This is a genomic window from Ruegeria sp. C12 (genome assembly GCF_056537745.1).
Genome location: NZ_JBQFSA010000001.1, coordinates 975,421 through 995,594, shown reverse-complemented (window position 1 = coordinate 995,594; position 20,174 = coordinate 975,421). Strand labels below are relative to the sequence as shown.

19 protein-coding genes are annotated in these 20,174 nt (G+C 60.1%); 15 read left to right on the top strand and 4 right to left on the bottom strand.

From position 1 onward, the window contains the following. Window positions 1–54 precede the first annotated feature (54 nt). From ACR0C9_RS04680 to ACR0C9_RS04640, 9 genes are all read left to right on the top strand, one after another. On the top strand, window positions 55–378 hold the full coding sequence (locus ACR0C9_RS04680) for a hypothetical protein (RefSeq protein ID WP_480780493.1): 324 nt from the start codon (window positions 55–57) through the stop codon (window positions 376–378). Window positions 379–415: 37 nt separating this feature from the next. Continuing rightward, complete coding sequence (acs, locus tag ACR0C9_RS04675; RefSeq protein WP_480780492.1) at window positions 416–2,380, top strand: acetate--CoA ligase; 1,965 nt, start codon at window positions 416–418, stop codon at window positions 2,378–2,380. A 7-nt stretch (window positions 2,381–2,387) separates the two neighbouring features. Beyond that, window positions 2,388–3,071, top strand: a complete 684-nt coding sequence (locus ACR0C9_RS04670) for an adenylate kinase (RefSeq protein WP_170451292.1) — start codon at window positions 2,388–2,390, stop codon at window positions 3,069–3,071. 181 nt (window positions 3,072–3,252) lie between these two features. Continuing rightward, window positions 3,253–3,537: a DUF4212 domain-containing protein gene (locus ACR0C9_RS04665; RefSeq protein WP_170451294.1), complete on the top strand. Its 285-nt coding sequence runs from the start codon at window positions 3,253–3,255 to the stop codon at window positions 3,535–3,537. A 15-nt stretch (window positions 3,538–3,552) separates the two neighbouring features. After that, window positions 3,553–5,337, top strand: coding sequence for a sodium:solute symporter family protein (locus ACR0C9_RS04660; protein ID WP_170451296.1), 1,785 nt, complete (start codon window positions 3,553–3,555; stop codon window positions 5,335–5,337). A 109-nt stretch (window positions 5,338–5,446) separates the two neighbouring features. Then, a complete protein-coding gene (locus ACR0C9_RS04655; protein ID WP_480780491.1) occupies window positions 5,447–7,270 on the top strand; it encodes a DUF294 nucleotidyltransferase-like domain-containing protein in 1,824 nt (607 codons plus the stop codon). Window positions 7,271–7,363: 93 nt separating this feature from the next. After that, a complete protein-coding gene (locus ACR0C9_RS04650) occupies window positions 7,364–7,882 on the top strand; it encodes a hypothetical protein (protein WP_170451300.1) in 519 nt (172 codons plus the stop codon). A gap of 2 nt (window positions 7,883–7,884) precedes the next feature. After that, the gene (locus tag ACR0C9_RS04645) at window positions 7,885–9,297 is read left to right on the top strand and encodes a 3'-5' exonuclease (protein WP_480780490.1); all 1,413 of its coding nucleotides are present in this window, start codon (window positions 7,885–7,887) and stop codon (window positions 9,295–9,297) included. Between the two features lie 88 nt (window positions 9,298–9,385). Continuing rightward, window positions 9,386–9,886, top strand: a complete 501-nt coding sequence (locus ACR0C9_RS04640; protein ID WP_170621669.1) for a flavin reductase family protein — start codon at window positions 9,386–9,388, stop codon at window positions 9,884–9,886. Here ACR0C9_RS04640 and ACR0C9_RS04635 read toward each other — a convergent pair. The 3 genes from ACR0C9_RS04635 to ACR0C9_RS04625 are packed head-to-tail and all read right to left on the bottom strand — an operon-like array spanning window position 9,883 to window position 12,115. Continuing rightward, a complete protein-coding gene (locus ACR0C9_RS04635) occupies window positions 9,883–10,362 on the bottom strand; it encodes a DUF6505 family protein (protein WP_480780489.1) in 480 nt (159 codons plus the stop codon). The genes ACR0C9_RS04640 and ACR0C9_RS04635 overlap by 4 nt on opposite strands. After that, complete coding sequence (locus ACR0C9_RS04630; protein WP_480780488.1) at window positions 10,362–11,057, bottom strand: biotin/lipoate--protein ligase family protein; 696 nt, start codon at window positions 11,055–11,057, stop codon at window positions 10,362–10,364. The genes ACR0C9_RS04635 and ACR0C9_RS04630 overlap by 1 nt, the downstream gene beginning before the upstream one ends. Next, the gene (locus ACR0C9_RS04625; RefSeq protein WP_170621666.1) at window positions 11,054–12,115 is read right to left on the bottom strand and encodes an Mrp/NBP35 family ATP-binding protein; all 1,062 of its coding nucleotides are present in this window, start codon (window positions 12,113–12,115) and stop codon (window positions 11,054–11,056) included. The genes ACR0C9_RS04630 and ACR0C9_RS04625 overlap by 4 nt, the downstream gene beginning before the upstream one ends. A gap of 105 nt (window positions 12,116–12,220) precedes the next feature. On the opposite strand from ACR0C9_RS04625, the gene ACR0C9_RS04620 reads away from it, so the two are divergent. Next, window positions 12,221–12,949, top strand: coding sequence for a c-type cytochrome (locus tag ACR0C9_RS04620; protein ID WP_480780487.1), 729 nt, complete (start codon window positions 12,221–12,223; stop codon window positions 12,947–12,949). On the opposite strand, the gene ACR0C9_RS04615 is transcribed toward ACR0C9_RS04620, so the two are convergent. Further along, window positions 12,943–14,898, bottom strand: a complete 1,956-nt coding sequence (locus tag ACR0C9_RS04615) for a 4Fe-4S binding protein (protein WP_480780486.1) — start codon at window positions 14,896–14,898, stop codon at window positions 12,943–12,945. The two genes, ACR0C9_RS04620 and ACR0C9_RS04615, sit on opposite strands and share 7 nt — an antisense overlap. A gap of 263 nt (window positions 14,899–15,161) precedes the next feature. On the opposite strand from ACR0C9_RS04615, the gene ACR0C9_RS04610 reads away from it, so the two are divergent. The 5 genes from ACR0C9_RS04610 (at window position 15,162) to ACR0C9_RS04590 (ending at window position 20,174) form a co-directional block, all read left to right on the top strand. After that, complete coding sequence (locus ACR0C9_RS04610; protein ID WP_170451312.1) at window positions 15,162–15,716, top strand: DUF3305 domain-containing protein; 555 nt, start codon at window positions 15,162–15,164, stop codon at window positions 15,714–15,716. Next, entirely contained in the window at window positions 15,713–16,282 is a 570-nt protein-coding gene (locus ACR0C9_RS04605) for a DUF3306 domain-containing protein (protein ID WP_170451313.1), read from the top strand. The genes ACR0C9_RS04610 and ACR0C9_RS04605 overlap by 4 nt, the downstream gene beginning before the upstream one ends. Window positions 16,283–16,285: 3 nt before the next feature. After that, the gene (locus ACR0C9_RS04600; RefSeq protein WP_170451314.1) at window positions 16,286–16,897 is read left to right on the top strand and encodes a molecular chaperone TorD family protein; all 612 of its coding nucleotides are present in this window, start codon (window positions 16,286–16,288) and stop codon (window positions 16,895–16,897) included. Window positions 16,898–16,958: 61 nt separating this feature from the next. Beyond that, on the top strand, window positions 16,959–17,147 hold the full coding sequence (locus ACR0C9_RS04595) for a twin-arginine translocation signal domain-containing protein (protein ID WP_170451315.1): 189 nt from the start codon (window positions 16,959–16,961) through the stop codon (window positions 17,145–17,147). Window positions 17,148–17,279: 132 nt separating this feature from the next. Further along, window positions 17,280–20,174, top strand: coding sequence for a formate dehydrogenase subunit alpha (locus ACR0C9_RS04590; RefSeq protein ID WP_170451316.1), 2,895 nt, complete (start codon window positions 17,280–17,282; stop codon window positions 20,172–20,174).

The following is a 20,174-nucleotide window of genomic DNA, read 5'->3' as shown; positions in this document are numbered from 1 at the left end:
TATGTGCACCTCCTCCCGAGGCGCTTGGAAAAAAGCTAGCGCCAACATTCGCCGATGCCAACCCTGCACAGAGATTGGCAAAGTTTTGCCGGACACTTCGAGAGGCGCTTGATCGGTGCATCCAGCGGATCCACCCACCCAACATGGAAGCCTAAGGGCGAGCCAGCGCCGTTGGCATCATTACAACTTAGCTTTTGTTTTTTAACAATATTTAACCAAAAATTTAGATTTTGTTTACAAATTTACCCAACGGAAAGAAATTTTTTGACAAACAAATTCAAGGATTACGGCAATTTATTTCATTATTTTCTGAACCCGGCCATACTGCGATCGGGGAGGAATGGGATCGACTTTGCCCGATATTGGGGAAAGAAATGACCCAGTGATATCCAGTCCAGAGGGAGGAGCCTCAAAAATGACCACCGCTGCCCAGGCAGATGCCAAGACTTATCCGCCATCCGCAGAAACCGTCGCACGTGCGCATATCGATGCCGAGAAATATGACGCGATGTATGCAGCTTCGATCAGCGACCCTGACGCGTTTTGGGCCGAACAAGGCAAGCGCGTTGACTGGATCAAGCCTTTCTCTCAGGTCAAAGACGTCGATTACGGCTTTGGCTCGGTCAAGATCAACTGGTATGCCGATGGAACGCTGAACGTATCGGCCAATTGTCTGGACCGTCATCTGGAGACGCGTGGAGATCAGACGGCGATCATCTGGGAACCGGATGATCCAAACGACCCTGCCCAGCACATCACCTATGCCGAGTTGCACCGCCGCACCTGCCGGATGGCGAATATTCTGGAATCACTGGGTGTGCGCAAAGGCGATCGCGTGGTGATCTACCTGCCGATGATCCCCGAGGCGGCCTATGCCATGCTGGCCTGCGCACGCATTGGTGCAATCCATTCCATCGTGTTCGCCGGTTTCTCGCCGGACGCGCTGGCGGCGCGGATCAACGGCTGCGATGCCAAGGTTGTCATCACCGCCGACGAAGCACCGCGTGGCGGGCGCAAGACGCCACTGAAATCGAACGCGGATGCGGCGTTGCTGCATTGCAAAGACACGGTGAAATGTCTTGTCGTCAAACGCACCGGTGGTCAGACCACCTGGATCGATGGCCGCGACTATGATTACAATGAGATGGCCTTAGAGGCAGACGACTATTGCGCGCCCGCCGAGATGAGCGCCGAGGATCCCCTGTTCATTCTCTATACTTCCGGCTCGACCGGCCAACCGAAAGGCGTTGTGCACACCACCGGCGGCTATCTGGTTTACGCTGCCATGACGCATGAGATCACGTTCGATTATCACGAAGGCGACGTGTATTGGTGTACGGCGGACGTGGGCTGGGTGACCGGCCACAGCTATATCGTCTACGGCCCGCTGGCCAATGGTGCGACCACGCTGATGTTCGAGGGCGTGCCGACCTATCCCGATGCCAGCCGCTTCTGGCAGGTTTGCGAAAAGCACAAGGTCAACCAGTTCTATACGGCTCCGACTGCGATCCGTGCCTTGATGGGTCAGGGCAACGAGTTTGTCGAGAAATGCGACCTGAGCGATCTGCGGACCCTGGGAACGGTGGGGGAACCGATCAACCCCGAAGCCTGGAACTGGTACAACGACGTTGTCGGTAAGGGCAAATGCCCCATCGTGGATACATGGTGGCAGACGGAAACCGGCGGTCACCTGATGACCCCCCTGCCCGGCGCACATGCGATGAAACCCGGTTCTGCGATGAAGCCGTTCTTTGGCATTCTGCCCGTGGTTCTGGACCCGCAATCGGGTGTTGAGATCGAAGGCAACGGCGTCGAAGGTGTCCTGTGCATCAAAGACAGCTGGCCCGGTCAGATGCGCACCGTCTGGGGTGATCATGAACGGTTCGAGAAGACCTATTTCTCGGACTACAAAGGCTATTACTTCACCGGTGACGGCTGCCGTCGCGACGAAGATGGCGATTACTGGATCACCGGCCGTGTGGATGACGTAATCAACGTATCCGGTCACCGTATGGGCACGGCCGAGGTGGAAAGCGCTCTGGTGGCGCATGCCGCTGTGGCTGAGGCTGCTGTTGTGGGCTATCCTCATGAAATCAAAGGACAAGGCATCTATTGTTATGTCACTTTGATGAATGATCGCGAGCCTTCGGATGACCTGCTGAAAGAGCTTCGCACATGGGTTCGGACCGAGATCGGCCCGATTGCCTCGCCCGATGTAATCCAGTGGGCCCCGGGCCTGCCCAAGACCCGCTCGGGCAAGATCATGCGCCGTATCCTGCGCAAGATTGCCGAGAACGACTTTGACAGCCTGGGCGATACGTCGACACTCGCCGATCCTTCGGTTGTCGAAGACCTGATCGAAAACCGTGCGAATAAGTGAGGATGTGATGGACGCTGCCACGACCATATCCCCCGCTGTTCTGATCCTTCTCGGGCCTCCGGGCGCCGGGAAGGGTACGCAAGCGCGGATGCTTGAGGACAAATTCGGCCTCGTTCAACTCAGCACGGGCGATCTTTTGCGCGCCGCTGTGGCCGCAGGCACCGAGGCAGGTAATGCGGCAAAAGCAGTAATGGAGGCTGGCGATCTGGTCAGTGACGAGATCGTCATCGCCATCCTGCGCGACCGTATGGCGGAACCCGATTGCGCCAAGGGTGTCATCCTTGACGGCTTCCCTCGAACAACTGTTCAGGCCGAGGCGCTGGATGCCTTGCTGGCGGAAAACGACCAGAAGATCAGCGCCGCAATCAGCCTTGAGGTTGAAGACGCCGAAATGGTGATCCGCATTTCGGGCCGCTACACCTGCGCAGGCTGTGGCGAAGGCTATCACGACCGGTTCAAACAGCCCGCCGTTGAAGGCACCTGCGACAATTGCGGCGGCACCGAGTTCAAGCGTCGCGCGGATGACAACGCGGAAACGGTGGCTTCGCGCCTGACCGCCTATCACGCGCAGACCGCACCGCTGATCAGCTACTACGAAACCCAAGGCGTGCTGAAACGCACAAACGCCATGGGCCAGATTGAGGACATCGCGCGCGACCTGGAGGTGATCGTCAGCGACGCGATGAAGTAAGGGGAGGAGAAAGGCCGCAAGGCTTTGATCCTACAACAGAATACTTCAATGAACCGCCCTGGCGGAACAGAGAAGTTATGCCGGACGTCACGGGGCGTTTGGAAACATCGAGAAGCGGCCCGCAGCACTGGAGGAGTTGGGCAACGGGCCGCCCAACGAGGAAGCGAAGGAGGAACCCGCAATGGCGGATCAATCTACAAACTCCGCGCAGACTGCCGAAGCCGATAAGGGCTATTGGCAGGCCAACCTGCGCCTCATCTACATCAGCCTCGCGATCTGGGCGCTGGTGTCGTTTGGATTCGGCATTCTGCTGCGTCCGCTGCTGTCCGGCATTTCTGTTGGCGGCACCGATCTGGGCTTTTGGTTCGCCCAGCAGGGTTCGATCCTGGTCTTTCTGGTGCTGATCTTCAACTACGCCTGGCGCATGAACAAGCTGGACGCCGAATACGGCGTGGATGAAGAGTAAGGGAGAGCGGGGACAATGGATCAGTTTACCATCAACCTGCTGTTTGTTGGCGCATCCTTTGCGCTATACATCGGCATCGCGATCTGGGCCCGCGCGGGTTCCACATCGGAATTCTACGCCGCCGGTCGCGGCGTTCACCCGGTCACCAACGGTATGGCAACAGCGGCAGACTGGATGTCTGCGGCCTCGTTCATCTCGATGGCGGGCCTGATTGCCTTTACCGGCTATGACAACTCGACCTTCCTGATGGGTTGGACCGGCGGCTACGTGCTGCTGGCTCTGCTGCTTGCGCCCTACCTGCGTAAGTTCGGCAAATACACCGTCTCGGAATTCATCGGCGACCGCTTCTACAGCCAGACCGCACGTGTCGTTGCGGTTGTCTGTCTGATCGTTGCGTCGGTGACCTACGTGATCGGTCAGATGACCGGCGTGGGCGTGGCCTTTGGCCGCTTCCTCGAGGTTGACAACACCACCGGCCTGCTGATCGGTGCCGCAGTTGTGTTTGCCTACGCGGTGTTTGGTGGGATGAAGGGCGTGACCTACACTCAGGTCGCTCAGTACTGCGTGCTGATCACCGCCTACACCATCCCGGCCATCTTCATCTCGCTGCAGCTGACAGGCACACCGATCCCGGCGCTGGGTCTATTTGGCGATACCGCAAGCGGTGAGCCGCTGCTGACCAAGCTGGACGCGATCGTGACCGAGCTGGGCTTTAACGAGTACACGGCCCACCATTCGAACACGCTGAACATGGTGCTGTTCACGCTGTCGCTGATGATCGGTACCGCCGGTCTGCCGCACGTGATCATGCGCTTCTTCACCGTGCCGAAAGTGTCTGACGCACGTTGGTCCGCTGGCTGGACGCTGGTCTTCATCGCTCTGCTGTATCTGACTGCCCCTGCGGTTGGTGCCATGGCGCGTCTGAACATCAGTGACATGATGTGGCCCAATGGCGGCATCGAAGGCGGAGCCGTGTCGGTCGAGGAAATCGACAACGATCCTCGCTATGACTGGATGGCCACATGGCAGAAAACCGGTCTGCTGGATTGGGAAGACAAAAACGGCGACGGCAAGATCCAGTACTACAACGATGCCAATGCAGATATGCAGGCACTCGCTGAAGAAAAAGGCTGGGTTGGGAACGAGCTGACCAAGTTCAACCGCGACATCCTGGTTCTGGCGAACCCGGAGATTGCCAACCTGCCAGGTTGGGTTGTGGGTCTGGTTGCTGCCGGTGGTCTGGCTGCTGCCCTGTCCACGGCTGCGGGTCTGTTGCTGGCGATCTCGTCGGCGGTGTCCCACGACCTTGTCAAAGGTGCGATCAACCCGTCGATCTCTGAAAAGGGTGAACTTCTGGCGGCGCGGATCGCAATGGCCGTGGCTATCGTGGTCGCAACATGGCTGGGTCTGAACCCACCGGGCTTTGCGGCGCAAACCGTGGCCTTGGCCTTTGGTCTGGCGGCAGCCTCGATCTTCCCGGCGCTGATGATGGGGATATTCTCGACCCGCATCAACAACACCGGCGCGGTTGCTGGCATGATGGCTGGTCTGGTTGTGACCCTGGTCTACATCTTCCTGCACAAGGGCTGGCTGTTCATTCCGGGCACCAACTCGTTCACCGATGCTGACCCGCTGCTGGGTCCGATCAAGTCGACCTCGTTCGGCGCCATTGGTGCAATGATCAACTTCGGCGTTGCCTACGTCGTTGCCGGTATGACCAAAGAGACTCCGCAGGAGATCAAAGATCTGGTCGAAAGCGTTCGCATTCCCCGTGGTGCTGGCGCAGCTCAGAATAAATGAGCATGATGCGGTGCATGGATAACCTCTATGTGCCGCGTCTTTCGACTTACTGTTCCCGCCCGGCATTCCACCGGGCGGGATTTTTACTCAGACCATCCGGAGGTATCTGATGCCCCTGTCCCACGACCAGATCACCCGGTTTCTGAAATCCGTACACCCCTATGACGCGCTTCCCGACTCGGTGCTGGCGGATATCGCCCAGCAGATCGAAGTGTGGGAGGTCGACGAGGACTCTGAAGTCTATGATCTGGGCCATACCCTGCCCGGCGTATTTCTGATCTACGAAGGTCAGGTCGAAATATCCGATGAAAACGGCGCTGTGGTTTCGCAACTTGGGCTGCGTAATTCCTTTGGCGAACGCGGGCTGCTGAAGGACGGCAAGGCAGCCACCAAAGCGCGGGCGCATTCGCCATCTGTGCTGATCGTTCTGCCGCCTGATCTGGTGCGCGAGCTGATCGACGGGCACGAAATCGTATCGAAATTCTTTGACCGGTCACGCGGCGACCGGGCCGGTCCGCAAAGTCTGGCAACCAGTGCCATCGACACGCTGATGGCGCATAACCCGGCCACCTGCCCCCCTGCGACGCCGGTGCAAGACGCAGCGCGCATCATGCGTGACAAGCGCATTTCATCCCTGTGCGTGACGGATGCCGATGGCTTGGTGGGAATTGCCACGCTGCGGGACATCTCGGGAAAATACGTGGCCGATGCGCTGCCAACGGACACGCCGGTCTCGCAGATCATGACGTCGAACCCCATAACGCTTTCGCCTTCGGACATCGGATCGGATGTGCTGCATGTGATGATGGAGCGTGGGATCGGCCATATCCCGATTTGCGAAGGGGGGCGTCTGGTCGGGATCGTAACGCAAACCGACCTGACCCACTATCAGGCCGTCAGTTCGGCGGAGCTGGTGCGCCGCATCGCCAATGCCAACAGCGCCGAGGACATGGCCAAGGTCACGGCAGAGATCCCGCAGCTTCTGGTGCAGCTTGTGGCCGGGGGCAACCGGCACGAGATCGTGACCCGGCTGATCACCGATATTGCCGACACAGCCACAAGACGGCTGTTGGCGCTGGCCGAGGAAAAACTGGGGCCACCGCCGGTTCCTTACCTGTGGCTGGCCTGCGGTTCACAAGGGCGGCAGGAACAGACAGGTGTATCCGATCAGGACAATTGCCTGATGTTGGATGACAGCGCCTCCGACGCAGATATGCCCTATTTCCAATCACTTGCGAAGTTCGTCTCGGACGGGCTGGACGTGTGCGGATATTTCTATTGCCCCGGCGACATGATGGCGACCAATCCGCGCTGGTGCCAGCCTGTGCGGGTCTGGCGCGAGTATTTCAGCGGCTGGATTGCCAAACCCAACCCCGAGGCGCAGATGCTGGCCTCGGTCATGTTTGACCTTCGCCCCATCGGCGGCGCGTTCGAGCTGTTTGCCGATTTGCACGCCAACACGCTGAAAGCGGCCAGTTCGAACTCGATCTTTGTGGCGCATATGATCTCGAACTCGCTGAAGCATACTCCGCCGCTGGGCTTGCTGCGCGGGTTTGCCACCATCCGCTCGGGTGAGCATCGCAACACTTTGGATCTGAAGCATAACGGCGTCGTGCCCGTGGTCGATCTGGCCCGGATCTACACCTTGCAAGGGCAATTGACCGAGGCAAACACCCGCGCGCGCCTGAAAGCTGCCGAGGCAGCAGGCGTTCTCAGCCCGTCTGGGGCGCGGGACCTATTGGATGCTTATGACCTGATCGCGGAAACCCGGCTGGAACATCAGGTCCGGATTGTGAAAGCTGGACGGGAACCGGATAATTACCTGCCGCCCTCGGACCTGTCGGATTTTGAGCGCAGCCATTTGCGGGACGCGTTTGTTGTCATCAAGACGATGCAATCGGCTGTGGGTCACGGCAAGGGGATGTTAGGCTAAACCTGCGCCTGTGTCGCACAAGGGATCGCCTTCGGCGACCGTATTTGGAACGAGAAGAAGGGGCGTGTCGCGCCCGAAAACTGGAGGAACCGCATGTTTCTGGAACTGATCGGCACAATATTCGCGGGCTTTGCCTTTGCCGGGATCGTGATGGTGCTGAACAAACTGACGGGCGGTCTGTTGCCGCGTTGGGCCACTCCGGTTGCGGCAGGTTTGGGGATGATCGGGATGACGATCGCCAGCGAGTATTCCTGGTATGACCGCACCCGGGACACTCTGCCAGACAGTCTGGCGGTGATCCAAGAGGTCGAAAGCCGCGCGTTTTATCGTCCCTGGACCTATGCGGTGCCCTTCGTGGACCGGTTCGCCGCGATTGATACGGTCTCCGTGAAGACCAACGATCAGGTGCCAGATCAGCGTCTGGTCGATCTGTATTTCTTTGGCCGCTGGTCACCGGTCTCCAAACTGCCCGTCGCCGTGAACTGCGCCGAATATCGCCGTGCGAGCCTGGCGGATGGGGCCGAATTTGGCGATGACGGTCAGTTGCTGAACGCCGACTGGATCACAGCCGAGACCGGCGACCCGATTATCGAGGCAACCTGCGGAGTGTAACCATGCTGACCCGCCTCAGCCTTCGGATCCGGATTTTTCTGTTCTTCTGCCTTCTTGCCGCTGGCGGGGTGACCGTCAGCACCGTTGCGCTGTGGGTCAGCTATGCCCGCGCAGACATGCCGGAACTGCTGGATGCCTTTGTCTTCTCGGGCCTGTTGATCGGGTTTGGATTGCTGGCATTGATCGCGGGGGTTTGGCTGTTGTTCGACGACAACGTCGCCAAGCCCATTGAGCGCCTCTCGGCTGAATTACGGGCCCGTGCTCATGCCGGGGTCAGCACCGATATGGATGTTGATGCGGCGAAATATCTGGGTGATCTGGCCCCTGCCGCTGCGGGATTGGCGGATCAGCTATCCGACAAAACCCTGAATATCGCCGAGGCAGTCGCCGCCGAAACCGCCAATCTAGCCGCGGAAAAGCAACGCCTGACCGCGTTGTTGACCGAGATTCCGGTGGCCATGCTGCTGTCCAGCCCATCGCACAAGATCGTTCTTTATGACTCGCAGGCGGCAGAGGTTTTGGCGCAGATCGCACACCCACGCCTCAACGCGTCCCTGTTCGAATACCTCAATCCCGAGCCGCTTGAGAAAGCTTATGCCCGATTGACCAAGACCGGCATGGATGTCGAATGCACCCTGATCAGCATTGACGGCAATCAAAGCTATCAGGCTCGTATGAAGCCTTTGGGCGATGCGCCGGGCTATATGCTGATCTTCGACGACAGCGCCGCGCGGATTGCGCCTGAGGCCGCCCGCCCCCTGGTTTATGACTTCGACCTGCTGACCACGGCTGCAGAGGAAGCGTTCGAGCAGCGCGCCCTGTCGGATTTGTGCTTCGTCGTCTTTGATACCGAAACCACCGGCCTTTTGCCGCACAAGGATGAAATCGTTCAGATCGGCGCAGTGCGTGTCATCAAAGGGCGCATCGTCGAGGGCGAGCAGTTGGACATGCTGGTCGATCCGGGCATCCCGATCCCCGCAGCCTCGACCAAAGTGCACAAGGTCAGCGACCACATGGTTCAGGGCGCGCCGGATATCGCGCAGGCCGGACGGGTGTTTCACCAATTCGCACGCGACGCCGTGATCGTCGCACATAACGCGCCGTTCGACATGGCCTTTTTGCGCCGTCATGCGAAACGCATGGATGTCGAATGGGATCACCCCATTCTGGACACCGTTCTGCTGTCGGCGGTCCTGTTTGGGGCCAGCGAAACGCATACGCTGGACGCTGTGTGTGACCGGCTGGACGTCACCATCCCCGAGGCGCTGCGCCACACCGCCCTTGGGGACGCCGTCGCAACGGCCGAGGCCTTGGTCAGGATGCTGCCGATGTTGCAGGCAAGGCAGATGACCACGTTTGGCGCGGTTATTGCCGAGACACGCAAACATGGGCGTCTTCTGGAAGACCTCAACTGATCGGGAAATATGCGCGCGACATTAAGCTTTTGATGGACAAACCAGATGGCGCGTGGCACCTCAGGCGCGCCGGAACCAAGAGCGTGCAATGACCGAAAACACATTCACCCCCAGCCCCGAACAAAGCACCGCCTTCCGCGAGGCATTGGGCTGTTTCGGAACGGGTGTCACGGTCGTAACCACGCACACGGAAAACGGCCCGCGCGCGATCACCGTGAACTCTTTTGCCTCGGTCTCGCTGGATCCGCCTTTGGTGCTGTGGTGTCTTGCCAAGGATTCATACCGTTTCAACGCCTTCAACGGGTGCCAGCACTATGCAATCCATGTCATGGCACAGGAACAGCAGGACGCCGCGCTGAAATTCGCGCGCGACGGCACCGATTTCTCTCATGCCAAATGGGAACTGGATGCAGCCGGTCGCCCACAACTGGCCGAGTGTCTGGCCCGGTTCGACTGCCAGCTTCATGCCAAACACGAGGCCGGGGATCATCTGATCCTTGTCGGTCAGGTGGAACAGGTGATGTACCGCACCGGCAAGGGCCTGATCTTCAAGCGCGGTCAGTTCGGCGGCTTTGTCGACAACGTTTAATCGTCCAGCGACCCATGAACCGCCAGCGCCTCTAGCTGGGTTTCTTGCGGCGTGATCACGCGGAATGCCTCGTGTACTCCGCTTTCGGTCAGCTCACGCGCCACGGTCAGCAGCGTGTTCGGCGCGTGCTCATCGCAGAGTTCCGACATATGCTCGATTTCTGCCTGCGCCACGCCCAGCGCGTCCTCGACCGATGGCGCGCCGTAAAACTGCACGAAATGTTCGGCCAGGTTTTGGATGATCTGATCTTTTTCCGCCGCTTCGATCTGGGTCACCGCAACAAATGTCACGCGCCCGAAGGTCTCTAACCCCAACCAGCCATTGGCGAAGGCCTGCCGGGATTTCCCCTCAAGATCGCCCTGCCCCCAGTTCGAAAATTCGAACCCGCCCGAGATGCACCATTCGCCGGCCCGCGCTGGGGAATGAAACACATTCATGTCGCTTTCATCGAAATGGATCGCGCGGGCGAGTTTCATCAGGTCGTCTCCAATAATTCTGTCAGCGGGCGCAAGTGGGTGTCTTCGCCGTCCCGGATCAGCATACCGAACCGCTCATCCGTGCCCAGAAAGACGCCCCGGTCGGTCAGCGGTTCCCCGACGCCACGCAGAAGGCCCAGCCATTCGCCGTGCAACGGCGCGTTGCCGTCCTCTTGCCAGCGGTTGAGCCATGTCAGCATGTGCCGTGACCAGCTTTCCACCAGTTGGGTCGCAGATACGTCGGCGCAGCCTTCGTCATACAGCGCGGTGATGTCCGGGGTATTCCCCGGCGCATCGCTGGTTTGCAGCAGCGCCAATTCCCAACCGATCACCAGCCAGTCGGGCATCTGATCCGGGTCTGTGGTCGAGGCTGCGACGTGGAACTGTCCACATTTCGCGCCATTCACGCAGATCAGCCCGTCCCAACCAAGATGCACGGCCACTTCGGGCGGGGCCAGCGCGCCCAGCGCATTCTGGAACCCCACAGCGCACAACGGCAGCATCGCCATGGCATCCTGCAATGGCACCTCGGGCGCGAAGACGATGGCCACGCGCAAGCGGTCGGCCTGAATGTTGTAGACCACCGACCCTGCATCACAGCCCAGCGCCGCCATGGCCTGCGCCTTCTCAAACGGGTCTTCCCCGCCCTGCGCAGGATGGCCCGTCAGCAGCGGAGGGAAGACCGGTTCGGTCATGCGTTCCCCTTGGCAATCATGTCGCGGGCGATCTTGCGGAACGCTTCGGCCTGCGGGCTGTCGGGCTTGGTGACGACGATGGGCGCGCCTCCGTCAGCGGCCAGACGGATGTCCAGATGCAGCGGAATTTCACCCAGCAGCGGGACGCCCAGCGCCTCGGCCTCTGCGGTGACACCGCCATGGCCAAAGATATGCTCCTCATGCCCGCAATTGGAACAGATATGGGTCGACATATTCTCGATCATGCCCACGATGGGCGTTTTGAGCTGATTGAACATGTCGATCCCTTTGCGGGCGTCGATCAGGGCCACATCTTGCGGGGTCGAGACGACAATGGCGCCGTCCACCTGGAACTTCTGGCTCAGCGTCAGTTGCACATCGCCAGTGCCGGGTGGCAGATCGACGATCAGCACATCCAGCGCACCCCACTGCACCTGGCTCATCATCTGTTGCAGCGCACCCATCAGCATGGGTCCGCGCCAGACAACCGCCTGCCCTTCGTTGGTCATCAGACCCATCGACATCATGGTGACGCCATGGTTGCGCAGCGGCAGGATCGTCTTGCCATCCGGGCTGGCCGGACGCCCCGAGACACCCAGCATCCGGGGCTGCGAAGGGCCGTAGACATCCGCATCCAGCAGGCCCACGCGCCGACCCTCGGCCGCCAAGGCGCAGGCGAGGTTGGCTGACACGGTGGATTTACCCACGCCACCCTTGCCCGAGGCAACGGCGATGATCCGATCCACACCCGGAACCGCCTGCGGCCCGGTTTGCGAGGGTTTGGGCTTGGGCTTCAGATCCGGCGGGGCCTTGTCGGAATGCGCGGTCAACATGGCCGAGACCTTGGCGACACCGTCCACCATCTGCGCGGCCTGTTCGGCAGCGGCGCGCACGGGTTCCATGCGTTCGGCCTGCTTGGGATCGATCTCGAGCACAAACCGCACGGTATCACCTTCGACATTCAGCGCGCGCACGACACCGGCGCTGACGATATCCTGACCGGACACCGGGTCCGTGATCTTTTTCAGGTTTGCAAGAACCGCGTCACGGACACTCATGCCTTCATCCCCTTACCCTGCATCGCATGGTTGCATTTCATTGCATGTGTCTCCGTCTTTCTTCGTTCATTTGACGCATTTGCCAATTGGCCGTTAGGTTTGGCCATGCGCTTTGTCCTGTTGTGCCTCAGCCTGACGCTCACCGCCACCCCTTCCGGGTCGCAAGAGGCCATCGGCCTTGCCGCCCCGCCCGAGGTTTCAGACACGGGCCTTTTGCAACATATTCTTCCGCGCTTTTCACTCAAGACCGGGATACGCGTTATTGCCGCAGAAGACGGTGTTATGACGCTGTCGGCTGAACCCAGCGGCGATCCTGTCTTTGCCCGCGATACGGTGATCTATCATCTGAGCATTCAGGACGACCCGCGCCAGTCCCGGTTCCGTGACTGGCTGCTGTCGGACATTGGCAAGCGCACGGTCGAGAGTTTTGCACCGGATCAAGGCGCGCCGTACAGCGCCAGTTTCGAAGTCGTCACTACCGACGACACCCCGACCACCGATGGTGACACTGCATTGGGCGAGGAACTGTCGATGACCCATTGTGGTCGGTGCCATGTGATTGGCCCTCAGAACCGGATGAACGGTCTGGGCTCGACCCCGTCTTTTGCGGTGTTGCGCACCCTGCCCGACTGGTCCGAACGGTTTCAGGCCTTCTTTGCGCTGAACCCGCACCCGGCTTTCACGCAGATAGACGGGCTGACGCCGCCGTTCGACCCGTCGCGCCCCTCGCCCATTCATCCGGTTGAAATGACGCTGGACGATCTTGAGGCCATCCTTGCCTTTGTCTCGGTCATCGATGCGGCGGATCTGGGCGCGCCGCTGCAGCATCAATGATCCTTCCGTTTTGAGAAATAGTCGTCCGTCGTGACCACCCGAGGTTTCGGATTGGACTGGAACGGATTGTCCTGGATTTTGAACTGCGCATTCACCCGGCAATTGTCACACATCTGGATCATCCGCGCCTGCTCGGACGAGGCAAACATCGGATGCGTGCCTGAAAGTTTCTCCATGATGCGCTCGACCGTTGATTTTACTCCGAACAACGCGCCGCATTCCACGCAGGCAAACGGCTCTTCTTCGTTCAACACCTGCTGGGACAGGGCCGCATCGCTCAGGTCAAGTTGCGGCACCAATGTAATTGCATCTTCCGGGCAGATATTCCGGCAAAGGCCGCATTGCAGGCAGGCGTCCTGCTGGAAGTTCAGTTGCGGGTTGTCCGGGTTGTCGATCAATGCCCCCGATGGGCAGAGCGACACACAGCTGAGACACAAGGTGCAGGCGTCGGTGTTCACTGCAACTGCCCCATATGGCGCACCTTCCGGCAGTGACAAAGGCGCGTCGGCTTCTGGGTTCAGGGCCTGCGCAGCCAACCGGGTGATTTGCCGACGGTTGCCCAAGGGCAGAACCGGATCGGCCAGCGGTGTCGGAACCTCTTGCGCGTAAAGCTGATCCGACACGGTGTCCGGGTCAGCCTCATCAATTAGTCCCAATGCGCCATCTCCGGCTATGGCTTTCGCCAGTTCAAGCTCTTGGTCCAGCGCGTCCCGCTCGGTTGTGGGGGCAAGCAGTATATCGACCCGCGCAAAGCCATGGGCCAGGGCGGCCAGCATTTCTGCATGGCCAAAGCCTGAAATCACGCTCAACTCCATCGGGATCACGTTAGCGGGCAGACCCCGGCCAAAGCGCGCGGCCAGACGGATCATCTCGGCCCCGTGGGCATCATGCACCAGCAGGCGCGGCGCTGCACCTCCGGCCCGGCGGTAAGTGCGGGCCAGAACATGCATCCGGGACAGGATCGCCGACACGGGCGGGTCCTCATAGGTAATCGCGGTCGAGGGGCACAGGGCGGCGCAAGCCCCGCAACCCGCGCAGATCATCGGGTCAATCGCAACATGCTCACCCGCCGGGGTGATTGCGCCAGTCGGGCAGATGTCGAGGCAATTGGTGCACGCAACCTGTTCGGCGCGGGAATGAGCACACAGGGTTTCCTCCAACCGGACATATAGCGGCTTTTCGAAGGTCCCCACCAACTGCGCGGCGTCAAAGGCCAGACGGGCAACCGCCACCGGATCGCGCGGGTCAGCGCGCAGATACCCTTCGCGCTTGGTCGGGGCCTGAACCAAGGCCGTGCCGCCGGTCAGGTCAATCAGGATATCGCATGCGGATTTCGCACCATCGCGGGGATCTGACCATGTGAAGGCCCCGCGCCCACCCGGTTCGACCTGCTGAACCTGATCGATCTGCAGCGAGAATCCCCCCAAGGCACCAGTGACCGAACGCACTTGCCCGCGCACCACATCAAAAGCGCGGCTGAAGGGAACACTGTCCTCGGACGTCAAAACCGTGACCGCCAAGGTACCGGACAGACGTTCCGCCAATTCAAACGCAGCCTCGGCGGGGCCAATGATGCAGCATGTCCCTTCGCTGATCACATCCACGCTGGGTGTGATTGGCAAGGGCACCAACACCTCGGCGGCCAACGCGGCCATCTTGGGTGCGGCGTCCCGGGCCTGATCCGACCAACCGGCGCGGTCCCTCAAATCGACGAAGGCGGGCAAATCGACGTCGAGGTCCTCGGCCAGATCGCGGAACACTTCCTGCTCTTGCCCGCAGGCGATCAGAACCGGATCATCGCCTTTCATGAACTCGGCCACCACGCCAAGCTCGCGGGTGCACAGGGCTGTGTGGGTTCTGGAACACTCGACATCGCAGGCAGAGCCTATCCGGTCGGCGTCAACGGGCTGTGACCCTTCGCAGTCACATAGGATGAGTTTGGTGGCCATGTCCCTCCCCCGGACAGCTTCCTTACTTGTCTACATTAGATGGTATCCCGCCGCTGGCAATCCAGCCCCTGCGCGCAGGCAGCGGCAAGTTGTTTGATAAATCGGAAATCCCCTTGTTTTCCGACTGAATCGGTCGGAATTTCACATGTTAAATTCTAGGTGATCACGCCTGTTTTCACGTGATTGAGACTTGGCATGATAGCGCTATGTGTACCATAGTAGACGCTAGGTAAGGCAGGGGAGAGCCTTACGGGGAGGAGCCAGTGGCCAAGGCCGCAAGCCGTATCGAAATGCCTGTTGGCGTCGTTGTGCGCAAAACACCCGGTGTGACCCGCTGGGCCAAGTGGAACTGGCGCGCTGTTGCGGCGCTGCCCGGAGCAGGTCCGGCCGATTGGCTGGAGTTGCGGCGCGAAGGCGAAGCAGTTGAATATCACGCCGCCACCCTGCCCCTGACCTTGTGGGCAGATGAGACCGAGGCTTACATGGTCAACCTGTCTGACGGTCAGCCTTCGATCTATCTGGTTCTGCGCGATGCTTTGGACGGGAAACGCCCGATGGATGCGGTGCTGATCACCGCCTCACCCTTCGAAGGTCAGGATTACGCCGATACCGGCGAAGAGATCGTCGAAAAAATCCCGATGACCGATGGCCTGATCGCCTGGATGCGGGACTTTACCCTTGAGCACCACCGCGATGAGGTTTTCGTCAAACGCCGTCGCGACAAGAAACGGACCGATCTGATTGAGGACGGCAAGGGCGATGCGCGGATCCGGCAGGATTCGGACGTCTACCGCGCCCCGCGGAGGGTTGTGCAATGACCCAAGCCCGCGATTTCTGGTCCCGCCGCAAAGCTGCCGTTCAGGCCGAAGCCAAGGCCGAAGTGATTGCGGCAGAAGAACAGGCTATCGCAGCACAGCACACCGAACAGGACGAAAAGACCGACGCCGAAATTTTGGCCGAGTTCAACTTGCCCGACCCGGATCAGTTGCAGGCCGGCGACGATGTCTCGGGCTTCATGGCCAAAGCAGTGCCGGATCGGCTGCGTCGTCGGGCGCTACGTCGGTTGTGGCGGCTGAATCCGGTGCTGGCCAATGTGGATGGGCTGGTCGATTACGGCGAGGATTACACGGACGCCGCCTGCGTGATCGAGAACCTCCAGACAGCGTATCAGGTTGGCAAAGGCATGCTGGCGCATGTTGAAGCACTAGCTGCTGAGGCAGAGGAAGAAACGCCCCAAGATCTGGCTGAGCCACCTGAGATCGAACAGGAACCGGCTTTGGATCAAGCCCCTCCTGAACCCGTTTCGGTAGCCGCAGCCCACGAGCCGGAAGAGACTGAACTGCCCCCTTCCCCGCGCCGTATGAGATTTGAATTCGAAGGATAACGCATGACCGCAGATAACGCGCAGACCATAGACATCTCAGCCGAAGATCGGCTGCGCGCGGATTTCTACAATTTTCTGGGTCTGCTGCTGGCAGGCCCGCCCGATCAGTTGCTTTTGGATCAGATGGCGGGCCTAAGCGGCGACGACACCGATCTGGGTCAGGCCATTCAGGCGATGGCGCGGGTGGCAAAAGTCACCAAACCCGCTGCCGCCGAGCGTGAGTTCAACGCGCTGTTCATTGGGCTGGGTCGTGGAGAATTGCTGCCTTACGCAAGTTTCTACTTGACCGGGTTCCTGAACGAAAAACCCCTCGCGCAGCTTCGCAACGACATGGCCGCGCGTGGGATCACACGGGCGCAGAATGTGTTCGAGCCCGAGGACAACATCGCCTCACTGATGGAGATGATGGCGGGCATGATCGTAGGCCGCTTTGGCGCACCTGCCACGCTGGAAGACCAAAAAGCGTTCTGGAACAAACATATCGGCCCCTGGGCCGCACATTTCTATTCGGATTTGGAAGCCGCCGAAGCGTCGGTTCTCTATGCCTCGGTCGGGACAGCCGGTCGGGTGTTCATGGAGATCGAACGCGAGGCCTTCCGAATGACGACAGCGTGATGCGCTGTCACTCGCCAGCGCCCCGTTTGGCGCTAGATCGCAACTGGGACAGGAGGAGCCCATGAGCAAGACCAAGGAAGAAGGCACCACGCGCCGGAACTTCCTCAAACTGGCCGGAACCGCAGCACCCGCTGCCGTCGCCGCCGCCAGCCTGAGCGGTCAGGCCGAAGCAGCCGAGCTGCCAACGGACGAGACCCGCATGCAGGACACCGCGCACACCCGCGCATACTTCGAAAGCACGCGCTTTTGAGCGACGATGAAAGCACCCGGTTCTAGGATCGGACGTTTTCACCATCCGACTGACGGTTGCGATTGGCCCTGACGTCGGCATCACCAGCACCAAGCCAGCCATGGCTTACATGGCCAGCAAGGGAGGAAACCAATGTTAAGGAAAAAGACCAACGGGGTTGCGAGACGCCCCCAGCGGACAAGTATCCTGTCCCAGGTCGGCGAGAAAACCGTCGATCGCCGCGCATTTCTGCGTGGCTCGGGCCTGACGATCGGCGGCCTTGCCGCGATCAGCGCCACGGGTGGAACCGTGACGCCAGCCAGCGCCCAGACAGCGGCCAACACAGCCGTTGAAAACATCAAATCCGTATGCACCCACTGTTCGGTCGGCTGTACGGTCGTTGCCGAAGTACAGAACGGTGTCTGGGTCGGTCAGGAACCCGGCTGGGACAGCCCGTTCAATCTGGGTGCACACTGCGCCAAGGGGGCCTCGGTCCGCGAGCACGCCCATGGCGAACGCCGCCTGAAATATCCGATGAAAAAGGAAGGCGGCGAGTGGAAGCGCATCAGCTGGGAACAGGCGATCGACGAGATCGGCGACGGCATGATGAACATCCGTCAGGAATCCGGGCCGGACAGCGTGTACTGGCTGGGCTCGGCCAAGCACAATAACGAACAGGCCTATCTGTTCCGCAAGTTCGCCGCCTATTGGGGCACGAACAACGTGGACCATCAGGCCCGTATCTGCCACTCAACCACCGTTGCGGGTGTTGCGAACACATGGGGCTACGGCGCCATGACCAATTCGTATAACGACATCCACAATTCCCGGGCCATCTTCATCATCGGCGGCAACCCGGCCGAGGCGCACCCCGTCTCGCTGCTGCACGTTCTACGCGCGAAAGAGCAGAACAACGCTCCGCTGATCGTCTGCGACCCGCGATTCACGCGCACGGCAGCGCATGCGGATGAATATGTCCGGTTCCGTCCCGGCACAGACGTTGCGCTGATCTGGGGTATCCTGTGGCACATCTTCGATAACGGTTGGGAGGACAAAGAGTTCATCCGTACCCGTGTCTGGGGTATGGACCAGATCCGCACCGAAGTTGCCAACTGGAACCCGGAAGAGACCGAGCGTGTGACCGGCGTTCCCGGCTCGCAGCTGAAACGCGTTGCCCGGACCATGGTTAACAACCGCCCCGGCACCGTGATCTGGTGTATGGGTGGAACCCAGCACACCAACGGCAACAACAACACCCGCGCCTATTGCGTGCTGCAGCTTGCGCTTGGCAACATGGGCACCTCGGGTGGTGGCACCAACATCTTCCGCGGCCATGACAACGTGCAGGGCGCAACGGACCTTGGTGTTCTGTCCCACACTCTGCCCGGCTATTACGGCCTGTCCGCAGGGGCATGGGGCCATTGGAGCCGCGTCTGGGGTGAGGATCTGGATTGGCTTAAAGGTCAGTTCGCCACGATCAAGGACAAGGAAGGCAAGGACAAGCCGCTGATGAATGAGCGCGGCATCCCGGTCTCTCGTTGGATCGACGGTGTTCTGGAAGACCCGGCCAACATGGATCAGGACAACAACGTCCGCGCCATGGTTCTTTGGGGCCACGCGCCCAACTCGCAGACCCGGATGACGGAAATGAAAACGGCGATGGAGAAGCTGGACATGCTGGTCGTGATCGACCCGTATCCCACCGTTTCCGCCGTGCTGCATGACCGCACCGATGGCGTTTACCTGCTGCCCGCCTGTACGCAGTTCGAAACCCGTGGTTCTGTCACCGCGTCGAACCGCTCGCTTCAGTGGCGCGACAAGGTGGTGGATCCGCTGTTCGAAAGCCTGCCGGACGAGGTCATCATGGCCAAGTTCGCCAACAAGTTCGGCTGGGCGGATCGTCTGTTCCGCAATATCGAGATGGAGGATGCCGAGACCCCCAACGTTGAAAGCATCACGCGTGAGTTCAACGCGGGCCTCTGGACCATCGGCTATACTGGTCAGTCGCCGGAACGTCTGAAAAGCCACATGGCCAACCAGCACACGTTCGACAGAACCACGCTGCAAGCCATTGGTGGACCAAACGACGGCGAGTATTACGGACTGCCATGGCCCTGCTGGGGCACGGCCGAGATGGGTCATACGGGGACACCGAACCTCTATGATATGTCCAAGCCGGTGGCCGAAGGTGGCCTGACTTTCCGCGCTCGTTTCGGGGTGGAACGCGATGGTGACAACCTGCTGGCCGAAGGGGTCTATAGCGTTGGATCGGAAATTCAGGATGGTTATCCCGAATTCACGATGCAGATGCTGATGGACCTCGGCTGGGACGGCGATCTGACGGCTGAGGAACGCGCAGCCATCGACGCCGTTGCGGGACCAGAGACCAACTGGAAAACCGACCTGTCCGGCGGCATCCAGCGGGTTGCGATCGAGCATGGCTGTGCGCCCTTCGGGAACGCCAAAGCCCGCGCGGTTGTCTGGACCTTCCCGGATCCGATCCCGCTGCATCGCGAACCGCTCTATACCAACCGGCGCGATCTGGTGGAGGATTATCCGACCTACGAAGACCGGCACGCGTATCGCCTGCCCACCCTTTATGCTTCGATCCAAAAGAACGACTTTTCAAAGGATTACCCGATAATCCTAACGTCAGGTCGTCTGGTCGAATATGAAGGCGGCGGTGATGAGACACGGTCGAACCCGTGGCTGGCCGAGCTTCAGCAGGACATGTTCGTCGAGATCAATCCCCGCGATGCCAACAACCTGGGCATTCGTGACGGATCACAGGTCTGGGTCGAAGGTCCTGAGGGTGGCAAGGTCAAGGTGATGGCGATGCTGACCAACAGGGTCGGTGCCGGTGTGGCCTTCATGCCGTTCCACTTTGGTGGCCATTTCCAGGGCGAGGACCAGCGGCACAAATACCCCGCCGGTGCAGACCCATATGTGCTGGGTGAAAGTACCAACACCGCCCAGACCTATGGCTACGATTCAGTGACCCAGATGCAGGAGACCAAAGCGACTCTCTGCAAAATCTGGTCAGCGTAA

What these genes read in the sequence shown, in the direction of transcription:
- ACR0C9_RS04605 (WP_170451313.1), top strand. Translation starts at nt 15,713, where the DNA reads ATGACCCAAGCCCGCGATTTCTGGTCCCGCCGCAAAGCTGCCGTTCAG.
- ACR0C9_RS04625 (WP_170621666.1), bottom strand. Translation starts at nt 12,115, where the DNA reads ATGAGTGTCCGTGACGCGGTTCTTGCAAACCTGAAAAAGATCACGGAC.
- ACR0C9_RS04600 (WP_170451314.1), top strand. Translation starts at nt 16,286, where the DNA reads ATGACCGCAGATAACGCGCAGACCATAGACATCTCAGCCGAAGATCGG.
- ACR0C9_RS04640 (WP_170621669.1), top strand. Translation starts at nt 9,386, where the DNA reads ATGACCGAAAACACATTCACCCCCAGCCCCGAACAAAGCACCGCCTTC.
- ACR0C9_RS04650 (WP_170451300.1), top strand. Translation starts at nt 7,364, where the DNA reads ATGTTTCTGGAACTGATCGGCACAATATTCGCGGGCTTTGCCTTTGCC.
- ACR0C9_RS04595 (WP_170451315.1), top strand. Translation starts at nt 16,959, where the DNA reads ATGAGCAAGACCAAGGAAGAAGGCACCACGCGCCGGAACTTCCTCAAA.
- ACR0C9_RS04615 (WP_480780486.1), bottom strand. Translation starts at nt 14,898, where the DNA reads ATGGCCACCAAACTCATCCTATGTGACTGCGAAGGGTCACAGCCCGTT.
- ACR0C9_RS04645 (WP_480780490.1), top strand. Translation starts at nt 7,885, where the DNA reads ATGCTGACCCGCCTCAGCCTTCGGATCCGGATTTTTCTGTTCTTCTGC.
- ACR0C9_RS04680 (WP_480780493.1), top strand. Translation starts at nt 55, where the DNA reads ATGCCAACCCTGCACAGAGATTGGCAAAGTTTTGCCGGACACTTCGAG.
- ACR0C9_RS04665 (WP_170451294.1), top strand. Translation starts at nt 3,253, where the DNA reads ATGGCGGATCAATCTACAAACTCCGCGCAGACTGCCGAAGCCGATAAG.
- ACR0C9_RS04630 (WP_480780488.1), bottom strand. Translation starts at nt 11,057, where the DNA reads ATGACCGAACCGGTCTTCCCTCCGCTGCTGACGGGCCATCCTGCGCAG.
- acs (WP_480780492.1), top strand. Translation starts at nt 416, where the DNA reads ATGACCACCGCTGCCCAGGCAGATGCCAAGACTTATCCGCCATCCGCA.
- ACR0C9_RS04620 (WP_480780487.1), top strand. Translation starts at nt 12,221, where the DNA reads ATGCGCTTTGTCCTGTTGTGCCTCAGCCTGACGCTCACCGCCACCCCT.
- ACR0C9_RS04590 (WP_170451316.1), top strand. Translation starts at nt 17,280, where the DNA reads ATGTTAAGGAAAAAGACCAACGGGGTTGCGAGACGCCCCCAGCGGACA.
- ACR0C9_RS04635 (WP_480780489.1), bottom strand. Translation starts at nt 10,362, where the DNA reads ATGAAACTCGCCCGCGCGATCCATTTCGATGAAAGCGACATGAATGTG.
- ACR0C9_RS04660 (WP_170451296.1), top strand. Translation starts at nt 3,553, where the DNA reads ATGGATCAGTTTACCATCAACCTGCTGTTTGTTGGCGCATCCTTTGCG.
- ACR0C9_RS04670 (WP_170451292.1), top strand. Translation starts at nt 2,388, where the DNA reads ATGGACGCTGCCACGACCATATCCCCCGCTGTTCTGATCCTTCTCGGG.
- ACR0C9_RS04655 (WP_480780491.1), top strand. Translation starts at nt 5,447, where the DNA reads ATGCCCCTGTCCCACGACCAGATCACCCGGTTTCTGAAATCCGTACAC.